The 13,085-nt window shown below is 69.1% G+C and carries 11 protein-coding genes; 4 read left to right on the top strand and 7 right to left on the bottom strand.

The window, feature by feature from the left end; genetic code table 11:
- Nucleotides 1-59 precede the first annotated feature (59 nt).
- Complete coding sequence (locus BRESU_RS08395) at nt 60-1,454, bottom strand: ATP-binding protein (protein WP_013269111.1); 1,395 nt, start codon at nt 1,452-1,454, stop codon at nt 60-62.
- Between the two features lie 178 nt (nt 1,455-1,632).
- Here BRESU_RS08395 and BRESU_RS08390 point away from each other — a divergent pair, with 178 nt between their 5' ends.
- The gene (locus tag BRESU_RS08390; RefSeq protein WP_013269110.1) at nt 1,633-3,918 is read left to right on the top strand and encodes an ATP-binding protein; all 2,286 of its coding nucleotides are present in this window, start codon (nt 1,633-1,635) and stop codon (nt 3,916-3,918) included.
- Between the two features lie 7 nt (nt 3,919-3,925).
- Here the strand turns inward: BRESU_RS08390 and BRESU_RS08385 are convergent, their stop codons facing one another.
- Complete coding sequence (locus BRESU_RS08385) at nt 3,926-4,135, bottom strand: hypothetical protein (protein WP_013269109.1); 210 nt, start codon at nt 4,133-4,135, stop codon at nt 3,926-3,928.
- Nucleotides 4,136-4,146: 11 nt separating this feature from the next.
- Nucleotides 4,147-5,427: an isocitrate lyase gene (aceA, locus tag BRESU_RS08380; protein WP_013269108.1), complete on the bottom strand. Its 1,281-nt coding sequence runs from the start codon at nt 5,425-5,427 to the stop codon at nt 4,147-4,149.
- Between the two features lie 160 nt (nt 5,428-5,587).
- Here aceA and BRESU_RS08375 point away from each other — a divergent pair, with 160 nt between their 5' ends.
- Nucleotides 5,588-7,015, top strand: coding sequence for a helix-turn-helix domain-containing protein (locus BRESU_RS08375; RefSeq protein WP_013269107.1), 1,428 nt, complete (start codon nt 5,588-5,590; stop codon nt 7,013-7,015).
- On the opposite strand, the gene BRESU_RS08370 is transcribed toward BRESU_RS08375, so the two are convergent.
- Together BRESU_RS08370 and BRESU_RS08365 are read right to left on the bottom strand one after the other, a co-directional pair.
- On the bottom strand, nt 6,994-8,448 hold the full coding sequence (locus BRESU_RS08370; RefSeq protein ID WP_013269106.1) for a hypothetical protein: 1,455 nt from the start codon (nt 8,446-8,448) through the stop codon (nt 6,994-6,996). The two genes, BRESU_RS08375 and BRESU_RS08370, sit on opposite strands and share 22 nt — an antisense overlap.
- A gap of 85 nt (nt 8,449-8,533) precedes the next feature.
- Complete coding sequence (locus BRESU_RS08365) at nt 8,534-9,520, bottom strand: helix-turn-helix transcriptional regulator (protein WP_013269105.1); 987 nt, start codon at nt 9,518-9,520, stop codon at nt 8,534-8,536.
- A 91-nt stretch (nt 9,521-9,611) separates the two neighbouring features.
- Here BRESU_RS08365 and BRESU_RS08360 point away from each other — a divergent pair, with 91 nt between their 5' ends.
- A complete protein-coding gene (locus BRESU_RS08360; protein ID WP_013269104.1) occupies nt 9,612-9,836 on the top strand; it encodes a hypothetical protein in 225 nt (74 codons plus the stop codon).
- 2 nt (nt 9,837-9,838) lie between these two features.
- On the opposite strand, the gene BRESU_RS08355 is transcribed toward BRESU_RS08360, so the two are convergent.
- Nucleotides 9,839-10,258: a DUF1801 domain-containing protein gene (locus BRESU_RS08355; RefSeq protein ID WP_013269103.1), complete on the bottom strand. Its 420-nt coding sequence runs from the start codon at nt 10,256-10,258 to the stop codon at nt 9,839-9,841.
- A 14-nt stretch (nt 10,259-10,272) separates the two neighbouring features.
- Complete coding sequence (locus BRESU_RS08350) at nt 10,273-11,379, bottom strand: acyltransferase family protein (RefSeq protein WP_245528621.1); 1,107 nt, start codon at nt 11,377-11,379, stop codon at nt 10,273-10,275.
- Nucleotides 11,380-11,722: 343 nt separating this feature from the next.
- Here BRESU_RS08350 and BRESU_RS08345 point away from each other — a divergent pair, with 343 nt between their 5' ends.
- Nucleotides 11,723-13,006, top strand: coding sequence for a lytic murein transglycosylase (locus BRESU_RS08345; RefSeq protein ID WP_013269101.1), 1,284 nt, complete (start codon nt 11,723-11,725; stop codon nt 13,004-13,006).
- The last annotated feature ends 79 nt before the right edge of the window (nt 13,007-13,085 follow it).

Genomic DNA, 13,085 nt, shown 5'->3' with positions numbered 1-13,085 from the left:
TTACGACGGCTGAATGACAGTTCTGCAACGACGCAGGGCAAACGTCGTCAACGCGGCCGTCAGGCCGGCATCGGTGACGGGGTCCGGTCGTCGGTCATCGGAAAATAGGCGGTGAACAGGGCACCTTCGCCGGGCGAGCTTTCGACGATCAGACCGCCGCGATGGCGGTTGATGATGTGCTTGACGATGGCCAGGCCCAGACCCGTTCCCGCCCGCTCCCCGCTTTTCTGGCCCTCGACGCGGTAGAACCGCTCCGTCAGCCGCGGCAGGTGCTCACGCGCCATCCCCGGCCCGTGGTCGCGCACGGTCACGGCCGCATAGCGCACGCCGATCTCGCGATCCGGGGTCAACAGCGAAAGCCGGGTCGCGCCCGGCATGCGCGGGGCGGTGGCGCGGTCCGCGTCCAGTCCGATGTCCAGACCGATTTCAACGATCGCGCCCGTGGTCGAATACTTGATCGCGTTGTCCGCCAGGTTCTGGATCACTTGAACGATCTCGTCACGATCCCCCGTGATCCGGCCGCCCTCGGGGACCGCCAGATGAATGGACACGCCCTTGTCCTGGGACAGCACGCTGAGCGCGTCCACGACGTCCGCCGCGGCCCGGCCCAGATCGACCCGACCCGAAGGAGGGATATGCTCGTTGAGCTCGATGCGGCTGAGCGAAAGAAGATCTGCGACCAGCCGGCTCATGCGCTCGGCCTGGGCCGCCATGATGTCGAGAAACCGGTCACGGGCGGCGGGATCGTCGCGGGCGTGACCCTTCAGGGTCTCGATGAAGCCGCTGAGGGAGGCCAGCGGCGTCCGCAGCTCGTGGCTGGCGTTGGCGAGGAAGTCGACGCGCATCAACTCCATCCGGCGCACGTCTGTCTCGTCGCGAAGACCCAGCAGGGCCAGTGCCGCCCCTTCGGGTGATGGCAGGGGCCGGACCCACGCCTTCCAGTGCCGGGCGCGCGATCCACCCGCCGCATAGTCCGTGGTCCGGCTGATGCCGCCGAACAGGGCCTCGTCGATGGCCTCGAGGACATTGGGATCGCGCATCGCGGAGACCAGCAGCATGCCTTCGCGCGGCACCCTGAGCAGTTCGCGGGCCGCGCGATTGGCCAGCACGATCCGGCGTCCGGCGATATCGTCGGCCTCGCCCCCACTGATGATCAGGACCGGATCGTCCAGCGCCTCGAAGACGCTGTCCAGCAGGCGGCCGTCGTCCCCGTGGCGCGAGGTCGCCGGCACGTCGGCGCTGGACGCCTGACCGGCGACCGGCTGGCTGCGCGCCCCCAGCCAGGAGACGATCGCGACGATACAGGCCCCTCCGATCAACCAGGCCGAAATGTCGGGACGGGCCGCGGCGATCACCAGCATGACCACGACCGCGACGCCCCCGGTCGTGCCCGCGGTCCAGAGCCGCGAGGACGCCAGCGGGGCGACCGGCGATGGCGATTCGTCAAAGGGCATGGATGGCGAATGCTCCGGGATCCGGCACCGTTCGTGGCGTCCGGTCGTCAGGACTAGCATCATCCGGACACGGCGCGATGACGACCCGCAGTCATTGAGACCGCGATTCATCGGAAACCGACCGCTTTTTTTACCTATTGTCGCCAGGGTGCGTGTCTGAGTTGGGGAAGACGCGCCTTTGCCTTGGATCGTGAACTGTCTGGTGGGGATGCACGACTGGCGGCTGACGCTGCTGGCGGCGACTGTTTGCGTCACCGGACTGGCAACCAGCATCACCCTGATCGGCATGGCCCGGCGGTCTTCGCAGCGCGATCGGTTTTCCTACGGCGGACTGGCCGGAGTACTCGGCGGCCTGACGGTCTGGGCCACGCATTTCCTGGCGATGCTGGGTTATCGGTCCGGCGAGACGCTGCATTACGTCGCCAGCGAGACCCTGATGTCGCTGGCCATCGTCGTCGTCGGGATGGCGCTGGGCATCGCGCTGACGCTGAGCAACGATTCGCGACTGACCCGGGTGCTCGTCGCCGTCCTGGCCGTCTGCAGCGTCGCTGCGATGCATTTCATGGGCATGGCCGCGATCCGCATCGATGGCGCGGTCGCCACCTGGGATACGGCCACCGTCGTGACGGCCGTGACCCTCAGCATCCTGGCCGCCATGTGCACGGCGATCTGGAAACGTCGTGACGGTTGGCAGCGCATTTCGACCAACACATTCCTGGCCGTGACCAGCGTCTGCATCCTGCATTTCGGCGGCATGGCCGGGCTGACGATCGTTCCGGATCCAACCATCCGTGTGCCGGTCTCGGCCATCACACAAACCAGTCTGCTGATCTGGGTCGTCGGCGGTGCAACCCTGGTCGTTGCTGCCGCCGCACTGGTCACCATGATGAGCCTGTGGGGCCGCAGCAGTTCCCTGAACCAGTTGCGCGAGGCCATCGACACCATGCCCGACGGCCTGGGCTTCTACGATGCCGACGACCGACTGGTGATCTGGAACGCGCGCTATGCGGAGGTGAACACCGAGCTGGCGGCCGCGCTGGAAGTCGGGGCGAAGTTTCGTGACATGCTGCAGATCGGCCTGGAACAGGGTCTTTATGCCGAGGCCGTCGGGCGCGAGCAGGAATGGATCGAGGAGCGGCTGGCGGCACGGCGGCGGCTGTCGAACACTCTGGAACAGCAGATTTCGGGCGATCGCTGGCTGAGGGTCCAGGACCGCCGCACGGCCCAGGGCGGCATCGTCACGGTCGTCAACGACATCACCGACCTGAAGCGCGATGCCCAGGCCCTGGCCGAAGCGCGCGACACGGCCGAGACGGCCAACCGGGCCAAGTCGGAATTCCTGGCCAACATGAGCCATGAGATCCGGACCCCGCTGAACGGCGTGATCGGCCTGACCCAGGCCCTGGCCCGCACCGAACTGGATCACGACCAGCGCGAGATCCTGAACCTGATCCAGTCGTCGGGGGTGACGCTGCAGACCCTGTTGAGCGACATCCTCGATCTGGCCCGCGTCGAGTCCGGGCGGCTGGAAATCGCGGACGAGCCGTTCGATCTGGCCCGCGCCATCAACGAGGCGGCGCACCTGTACGGCGCGCCGGCCGCCGAGAAAGGCCTCCAGTTCTTCGTCGATATCGACCCGGCCGCGGAAGGCTGGGTCAGAGGCGACGTCGTCCGCCTGAAGCAGGTGCTGACCAATCTGGTGTCCAACGCCGTCAAGTTCACGGCCAAGGGCTTCGTCAGCCTGAATGCCGCGGTGGGCCGTGACCGGGACGGGGCCGCGATCCTGCGCTTTACGGTCGAAGACACCGGCGTCGGGTTCGATGCCGAGGCCAAGGCCCGCCTGTTCACGCGGTTCGAGCAGGCCGACGGCACGATCACCCGCCGGTTCGGCGGGACGGGCCTGGGCCTGGCCATCTGTCGCCAGCTGGCGGACATGATGGGCGGGCATCTGGACTGCGAAAGCGAGGCCGGCGGAGGATCCACCTTCATCCTGACCCTGCCCCTGATTGCGGCCGAGGCCCCGGTGGTGCAGCCGATCGAACTGGCGTCGTCAGCCGATCCGCACGAGCGTCGGGTCCGGGTGCTGGTGGCGGACGATCATCCGACCAACCGCAAGGTCGTGGAGCTCATTCTGGGTCAGGCCCCCGTCGACCTGGTGTCGGTCGAGGATGGCGCCCAGGCCCTGGCGGCAGCCCGGTTGCAGACGTTCGACCTGATCCTGATGGACATGCAGATGCCGGTCATGGACGGGCTGACGGCCGTTCGTGAAATCCGGCTGCACGAGGCGACGACGGGCACCCAGAGGACCCCGGTCGTCATGCTGACCGCGAACGCCCTGCCCGACCATATCGCGGCAGGCCAGGCGGCCGGGGCAGACCGGCACCTGGCCAAACCGTTCGACGCGGCCGAACTGATCGCCCTGGTCAGCGAACTGGGCGGCGAGAGCTGCGCCCTCGCCGCCTGAACTCGCCCTATTCGTAGCCGTGGGCGGCTTCGTTGATCACCTGTGACGGCATGCGGGAGAAGTCCACGGCCACGGGCGTGGCGGCCTTGGCCTGAAACGTCTTGATGACGTGCTCCAGACGGCGGCGGACTTCCTTCTCCGACTCCGAACCCGGATCGAGGTCCAGGGGGGCCAGGCAGAAGTCGATGATGGCCTGGGGGCGGCTGATCGGATCCATGGGTTCTCTCCTTATTCCGCCGCGACGAACTGCGCGGTTTCGGTGGATTCCTTCATGGCGGTCGTGGAGGACTGCCCGTTGGAAATGACGGTGGCGACCTGGTCGAAGTAGCCGGTACCGACCTCGCGCTGGTGGCGGGTGGCGGTGTAGCCGATGGCCTCGTTGGCGAACTCGCGCTGCTGCAGCTCGGAATAGGCCGCCATGCCGCGGTCACGGTAGCCGTCGGCCAGCTCGAACATCGAGTTGTTCAGGGCGTGGAAGCCGGCCAGGGTCACGAACTGGAACTTGTAGCCCATGGCCCCGAGCTCGCGCTGGAACTTGGCGATGGTGGCGTCGTCCAGCTTGGCCTTCCAGTTGAAGGAGGGCGAGCAGTTGTAGGCCATCAGCTTGCCGGGGTGCTCCTTCTGGACGGCCTCGGCGAACTTCTTGGCGTCCTCCAGCGAGGGGTGGCTGGTCTCCCACCACAGCAGGTCGGCGATCTTGGCATAGGACAGGCCGCGCGCGATGCAGTGGTCCAGGCCCGTGCCTTCCTTCAGGCGGAAGAAGCCTTCGGGCGTGCGGTTGTCGCGGTCGATGAAGGGCCGGTCCCGCTCGTCGATGTCGGAGGTGATCAGCTGGGCGCTTTCGGCGTCGGTCCGGGCGACGGTGATCGTCGGCGCGCCCATGACGTCGGCGGCCAGGCGGGCGGCGATCAGATTGCGCTCATGCGCCTGGGTCGGGATCAGCACCTTGCCGCCCAGGTGGCCGCACTTCTTCTCGGAGGCCAGCTGGTCCTCGAAGTGGACGCCCGCGGCCCCCGCCTCGATGAAGGCCTTCATGATCTCGAAGCTGTTCAGCGGGCCGCCGAAACCGGCCTCGGCGTCGGCCACGATCGGCACGAACCAGTCGCGCTTTGCCCCGCCCTCGGCATGCTCGATCTGGTCGGCGCGCTGCAGGGTGCGGTTGATGCGGCGGCACAGTTCCGGCGCGGCGTTGGCGGGGTACAGCGACTGGTCCGGATACATGGCCCCGGCGGTGTTGGCGTCGGCGGCGACCTGCCAGCCCGACAGGTAGATGGCCTTCAGACCCGCGCGGACCATCTGCATGGCCTGGTTGCCGGTCACAGCGCCGAGGGCGTTGATGTAGGGTTCCGAGTGCAGCAGCTCCCACAGGCGGTTGGCCCCGCGTTCGGCCAGGGTGTGGGTGATCGGCACCGAGCCGCGCAGCTTCAGCACATCCTCGGGCGTGTAGGGGCGCTCGATGCCGTCGAAACGACCGGCGGGGGATGGAACGAGATCGGCGAAGGTGGTCATGGCGCGGCTCTGGGATCTGATCTGGCCGGGGCGAACGTCGCGACGGCCAGACCATCAAACACGCGCCTGTCATCTTTGATACAGAAGCGGGCCGGTCTGCGAAGTCATCTTGTCACATTATGACCCTTGAATTTCAGTCACGATGTGACAAGCATGGTCCATGGACGTCACCGCCGATCGCAAGCTGTTCCTCGGGGCCCGGGTCAAGCGGCTGAGGCGCGACCGGGGCCTGACCCAGACGGCCATGGCCGGCGACCTCGGCGTCTCGCCCAGCTACCTGAACCATATCGAGCGCAACCAGCGCCCGGTCTCGGCCCAGCTGCTGCTGCGTCTGGCCGATGCCTATGACGTCGACCTGCGGACGCTGGGCCAGACCGGGGCGGCGGGCGAGGCGGACCTGGCCGAGGTGCTGGCCGATCCGCTGTTCAAGGGGCTGGAGGTGCCGCGCCACGAGCTGGTGCAGCTGGTCGACGACGCGCCCGGGGCGGCCGAGGCCATCGTGCGGCTGTACCGCGCCTTTTCCGAGCAGCGGGACAAGACCCGCGCCGCCCTGATCGAGGGCGGGCAGTCCAGCGACGCCGCCTCCCCGGCCGACTGGGTGCGGGACCATGTCCAGTCGCGCGCCAACTACTTCCCCCAGCTGGACGGTCTGGGCGAGACCCTGCACGCGGCCCTGGACCCGAACATGACCGGCGAGGGCTGCGAGGCCCTGGCGCGCGTACGACTGGCCACGCGCCACAATCTGGCGGTCAAGGTCATGCCGGCCGAGGTCATGGTCGAATGGACGCGCCGGTTCGATCCGCACCGGCGCAGGCTGCTGCTGTCGGAGACGCTGGACCATTCCTCGCGCGCCTTCGCCATCGCCTACCAGCTGGCCCTCGCCGAGCATGACGCCGAGCTGAACGCCCTGGCCGACGCGGCCCGGCCGCCGGACGCCACCACGCGCGCGCTGCTCAAGGTGTCGCTCACCAACACACTGGCGGCCGCCATCCTGATGCCCTACGCCGCCTTCCAGCGCATGGCCGAGGCGACCGGATACGACATCTCCCGGCTGCAGACGCGGTTCGCGGTGTCGTTCGAACAGGTGGCGCACCGGCTCACGACCCTGTCCCGGCCGACTGCGCGGGGCGTGCCCTTCTTCCTGATGCGCGTGGATCAGGCGGGCAATGTCTCCAAGCGCTATGCCGCCGGGGCCTTCCCGTTCGCGCGGTTCGGTGGAGCCTGCCCCCGCTGGCGGCTGCACTCCGCGTTCCGCACGCCGGGACGGCTGGTCACCCAGATCATCGAGACGCCCGACGGACGCCGCTGGTTCACCCTGGCCCGGACCGTCGACCGTCAGGGGCACGACGGGTTCGGCGAGCGCTACGACCTGGCCATCGGCCTGGGGTGCGAGCTGAAGGACGCGCATCGACTGGTCCATGCGCGCGGGCTCGACCTGGCCGCGCCGGACGTCACCCCCATCGGTCCGGCCTGCCGCCTGTGCCACCGCCATCCCTGCGCCGAACGGGCCGCCCCGCCGGTCGACCGCGTTCTGGCGGTCGACGACTGGTCGAAATCGGTCAGTCCCTATCCCTTCGGCGCGGCCTGATCCCCGGTCAGGACGACGCGTCCCTCCACCATCGTGAAGGCCACGCCGGTGCGTTCGAACAGGCGGGCGATCTCGCTGGCGGGGTTGTTTGAACCCTCGTCCAGCATTCGCTCGATGCCCGCCCGCAGCGACGGATCGCGGGACTCGCGCGTCAGCATCTGCAGCCATTCCTCGCGGGTCAGGATGCCGTCGTCGGCGTTGAGGCGCTGCAGGTCCGCGACGACATCGAAGAAATCACCCCCGCGGCGCTCCCGTCTCGCCCCCTCCAGCGCCATGGCCCAGACGGCGCCACAGGCATAGAAGGCCTTGTTGTCGCCGCGCTCGCCGGCGGTGGCGACGGGCTTGCCGGTGGCGAAGGTCACGCAGTCGTCGACCTCGCGCTGAAGCTCGGCCCGGGCGTCCCAGGACGGATCGATGGCGGAGATCGCCCGCACGGCCATCAGGTCGGCCCCGCCCTCGGTGATCCAGGCATCGCGGGCGAACTCGTACTTCAGGCCGTCGGAGCCCAGCCAGAAATGCGCGCTCTCGTGGCCGATGAACCAGCGGGCGCGGGCCAGGGCGGCGGGTTCGGGGTTCAGGACGCCCTCGCCCTCGAAATTCATCGAGATCAGGCCCGGCAGGACGCTGCCGCCCATGCTGGACAGGCTTTCGGTCGGCCCCGTCCAGCTGACCATCAGCGTGGGCTTGGGGCCCGCCTGCGGGCCGAGGCGCGCGGCGTAGTAGTCCATCACCAGCGGCGTGAAGCCGCCCAGCTGGTCGCCCAGCCACGTCGGCAGGCCGGGATCGATCACCGTGGTGATCCCCTGCCCCTCGCGCGTCCGGGCCTCGCCGAACAGGACATAGGTGTCGGCGTCGATGGCGGTGACCCGGGCCAGACGCTCGCCCTTGAACATGACCGGCCCGGCCCTGTCGTGCCAGCTGACCTCGGCCGGGCCGCCGGGCAGATCCAGGCCGTTCAGGTCCAGCGGCAGGGCGCGCGCCTGCTCGACCGACGCCAGCGGCGACGCGTCGAACTGCCCCGAGTACAGGGCCACGGCGCCGTCCGAGAAGATCAGGGCGGGATCGTAGTCGGCCTCCAGATCGCCGGCGCTCGGCACCATGCGGACCCGGACGCGGCGCGGGACGGGACCGCCGTCGGCGGCGCGCAGGACGTCGTAGCGCCCCTGACGATCCAGGATGACGCCGGGCGTTTCGACCGTCCAGCTGTCGGGGCGCCACGGCATCCGGCCGACGCGCAGCAGGGCCGATCGCTGGAAGAACCAGACGGGTGCGTCCTCGTTCAGCACGAAGTCCGCCGTCCAGCGATCGCCGTCCCGCTCGACCGCGACGGTCACGGGCGTGTCGATGCTGGCCTGGGCGTGGCGCGGGGGGGCGGCCGAGGCGCAGCCGGCGGTCAGCGTCGTGGCGGCGAGAGCGATCAGCAAGGCACGCATGGGTATCCCCCGGGTCGGCGACGGCGTTCTGGGTAGCAACCCGACCCCATGTCTTCACCTTAAGGATCGCTCATGAAGCCGGACGTCAGGGAACGGCGTCGAGCGCCCTTTGTGCCGCCGCCAGTTCGCCGGCCATCACGGCCTTCAGGCGTTGCGGGGCCAGGATGACGACCTGATCGCCCCAGGTGAACAGGTGCCAGGCCAGCTCGCGCATGCCCGACGCCCGGAAACGGACGATGACGGACCCATCGGGCTGATCCTCCAGCGACTGCGTCGGATGCCAGCGCCAGCCCCGCGCCTCGGCCGCCCCCTGGGGCGTGACGGACAGGACCACGTCCTCGATCTCGTCCTGATAGATGCCGAAGGACTGGCTGGCGAAGACCGACAGGTCGAAGTCCGCCGGCGGCGGCGCGAAGCCCGGCTGGGCTTCCACCGCGCTCATCCGGTCGAGCCGGAACGTCTGCACCTTGCCGCTGTCGCGGTCGGCCGCGACCAGATAGTTGGCCCGGCCGAACATCACCCCGCACGGGGCGACACTGCGCCGGCGGGCCTCGGCCCCCGGTCGGGAATAGGTGAAGCCCAGCGGCGACTGGGCCAGGACCGCGCCGCGGATCGTCGCCAGCATGGCCTCGTCGGCCCCCGGGCGTGGCCCGGCCTGGACCGCGATGGTCTCGGCCCGGATCAGGGCCTCCAGATCCGGGGCCAGACGGTTCAGGGTGGTCGAGCGCATGGCCGACTTCAGCTTTCGCTCCAGCCCCTCCAGCGCCGCCGCCCGGCCGGGTTCGCCCGCTGCCCGCAGGCCCTGCGCGGCACGGGTCAGTTCGATCAGTTCGACGGTGGTCGGGGCCTGTTCGAAGGCGGACAGGCCGCCCCGGATGCGCCAACGCTTCTGGGGCGGATCGAAGACCTCCTCCGTCGCGGGGAACAGGGCGATGACGGCGTCGCGCAGCCGCTCGGCCGTGCGGCGACCGACGTCGAGGTCGCGGGCCATGTCGTCCAGGGTGAGCCCCTCGGCCGAGGCGGCCAGCCGACGCGCCAGCTCCACGACCATGACCGCCTTGTCGTGCCGCACGCGAAGCCTCCGGAACCCTACGTCCGATTTTGACGTATCACCGCCCTATACCACGATCAACGACAAGACGTCGCTCACCGGAGATCGTCCCATGGCCCGCGCCTTCGCCCCCCAAGCTGCCGTCAACGCCAACCGCTACCTGATCGTGCCCTGCGAGGCCGACGGCTGCGGCGACCTCGCCGTCATCTGGGACCGGCTGGAGGAACAGGTGGTCGACGTCATCGATGCCCGTGCCTCGGCCCGGTATTCGGACGAGGACGCCCTGTGGGACGAAGCGCGCGGCTGGCAGGACGCCGACCTGCGCATGGCGGCCTGACGTCAGGCCGGATAGCGGGCCTGGAGCGTCTTCATGCTCCACTGCGCCATCTCGGCCAGCACGTCCGGGTCGATGTCGGACAGCCGGTTCACATAGATGCAGCCCTTGCCGCTCTTGTGCTTGCCCAGCCGGTTCAGGAAATCGACGCGGGCGTCCTCATAGGCCGCCATGTAGAAGACGAGGTTGGCCTTGCGCGGGGCGAACGCGACCAGGGGCGCATCGCCCTCATGGCCGCTGTCGTAGCGATAGTGATAGCGCCCGAAGCCGATGATGGTCGGCCCCCACATGGTCGGAGCCAGCCCCGTGGCCTGGCCCAGAAGGGCGGTCGCCGCCGCGGCGTCGTCGCGTCGCCGGGGGTCTTCGACCGCCGCGATGAAGGCCTCGACCGACACGGCGGTCGGTTTCGTCTTTGCCTCGGCCATCAGACGCCTCCTCGTCAGTGCGCTACCTTCGGCCGGGCGGTCCAGCGGTCGATCAGGCGCTGGGCAGGGGTCTCGACCAGACGGTGCGCGACCAGGGCCAGAACCAGGATCAGGCCGAACAGGGCCACGGCGAACAGATCATTGATCCAGACCGAACCAAAGTCGATACGCCGCCCGCCCGGAACCCAGTCCAGCTTGCGGGCCACGATCATCAGCACCGTCAGCACGAACATGTGGACCATGTAGATGGCGAACGACCAGCGCCCCAGGGTGACAAGGGCCGGATGATCGAGGACGCGTGACAGGGCCCCCTCCTCCCCCGCGAACACCCATACGACGGCGACGAAGATCAGGGTGACGGCGACCGTGACCGGCCCGGTGGCCCAGCCGATGAAGACGCAGATCGCGACGACGGCGGCGACTTCCAGCGCCGTGGCGGCGGACCCGCCCAGACGCGGGATCCGGGTCCAGACGCCCTGGAGCAGGCAGCCGAGGAAGAAGCCGTAGACCGCGCGCGGAACGGCGAAATCGTAGGTCGTGTTCATCCAGCGCCGGGCATAGGCCAGGACCAGAACGGCTCCGATCAGGGCCAGAACCGCACCGATCCAGCGGAAACGCCGGGGCGCGACGAGGACCAGACCGGCGAAGATCAGATAGCAGGCGACCTCGGCGCTGAGCGTCCAGGCGGGACCGTTCCACGTCAGGGACGGCAACACATGCCAGGCCTGGACCAGAAGCAGGTTGGCGAAGATCGCTTCCACCGACCGGTCGCGGACGAAGGGCGTCGCGCCGTCGATCTGGAAGAAGAGCCGGGCCAGCTCCAGCCCGATGAAGGCGGCCAGCATGAGGGCGTGCAGCGGCCAGACCCGACCCAGCCGACGCACCATGAACCGCCCGGCCTCGCGTGGCGTCGTCAGCCGACCGGCATAGGCATGGGCGATCACGAAGCCGGACAGGACGAAGAAATAGTCGACGAAAAGATAGCCGTGCTGGACCAGCCCCCAGTCGCGCCAGTGGCTGGCGACCGGCATATGGAACATCACGACCAGAACGGCACAGATGCCGCGCAGGGAATCGAGGGCTTCGAATCGACGGGGGGCGGTGGCGAGGACGGGTTTCACGCGGTCGTGATAGCGCCGCACCGCGTCGAGGGGTAGCGCCGTTCACAACCCGCGCTCGAGCAGCGAGCGACCGCGTCGCGAGCGTTGGCGCGCTTCAGGGAGGGATGGAGGCCTGGCCTCCGAGTTGAACGGAGGGTTTACGGGTTTGCACACCCGTTGCGTCGCCCCTCCGCCACCAGGCCGTGTCCGAGAGCCCGATCACTCTGGCCCTCAATGTTTGAAAGTGTCCTCACGAACACGGTTGACGCGTCATTCACCGCGAAGGGCAACGGTTGGCCATAGTGGCGCGCTATTTGTATGGATGACTGGCGGGCCAGACCGGCCGTAGAGACAGACCGAATCCATGCGCTTTGACTATCGACTCGTCCTGATCGCCTGTGTGTCCGCCTGCGCCCCGATGCTGCCGGAGGCCCCACCCGTCGCGCCCCCCGCGCCGAGCCCGGCGACGCAGCCCCCGCGCGGATCCGGCCCGGCCACGCCGCCGCCTGCGCCGGCCCAGACCGCTGGCGTCGATCAGCCGGGGTTCGAGGGCTGGAAGCAGGGATTCCTGAACCGCAAGGGCGGGGCCCGACGCGCCCAGTACGAGCAGCAGCTGGCCAATCTGACGCCCGACCCCGAGGTCGTCCGGCTCGACGGCAACCAGCCCGAGTTCAGCCGCCCGGCCGGGACCTATATCTCCAACGCCGCCTCGGCCGCGCGGATCGCCGAGGCGCGTCGGCGGATCGATGCCGTGCCTTGGGCCGTGACCCAGCGCTACGGCGTGCCGGCCGAGATCCTCGTTTCGATCTGGGGCAATGAATCCAGCTTCGGCCAGGTCCAGGGCAACAAGGACGTGATCCGCTCGCTGGCCACCCTCGCCTATGACGGGCGTCGCCGGGACTGGGCCGAGGATCAGCTCAAGAACGCGCTGGACATCGTCGTCGACGGCCGGCGCGAGCGGTCCGGACTGCTGGGCAGCTGGGCGGGCGCGATGGGCCAGACCCAGTTCATGCCCGACAACTATCTGAGGCTGGGCGTCGACCAAAACGGCGACGGCCGGGTCGACATCTGGGGCTCCGACGCCGATGCGCTGGCCTCGGCCGCCAACCTTCTGGCCCAGGCTGGCTGGAAGCGGGGTCAGGCCTGGGGCTACGAGATCGTGCTGCCCGCCGGGTTCGACTATCGTATGGCCGAGGCCGAGGGCCAGCCCTGGAGCTACTGGGCGCAACGGGGCGTGACCCTGGCCCACGGCGGTGCGCCGACGGCGGCCGAGGCGGCCGAACCGGGTATCGTCCTGTTGCCGCAGGGCGCGCGCGGGGCCGCCTTCCTGGCGCTGCCCAACCACTACATCATCCGGCGCTACAACAACTCGGTCAGCTATGCCCTGGCCATCGGCCTGACCGCGGACGGCGCCGTGGGCAAGCCCGGACTGGTCGGCACTTGGCCGGACGACGGACCGATCTCGCGCGAGCAGCGGTTCGGGGCCCAGACCGCCCTGGCCCGCGCCGGGTTCGATCCCGGCACAATCGACGGCGTGATCGGCTCCGGCACCCGCCGGGCGCTGCGCCAGTGGCAGATCGCCAACGGCCGCCTCCCCGACGGCTACCTGACCGCCGCCCTCGCCGACGAGCTGATGCGGGGGATGTAGGGCACCGAGTCTCCTCCCCTTTCGCGCAGCGAATGGGGAGGTGGCAGCGAGCCCTTGCGAGCTGACGGAGGGGTTCTGC

It is taken from the genome of Brevundimonas subvibrioides ATCC 15264 (genome assembly GCF_000144605.1).
Classification (GTDB): Bacteria; Pseudomonadota; Alphaproteobacteria; order Caulobacterales; family Caulobacteraceae; genus Brevundimonas; species Brevundimonas subvibrioides.
Note: the sequence above shows the minus strand (reverse complement) of the source record. Positions and strands in the feature narration are given on the sequence as shown.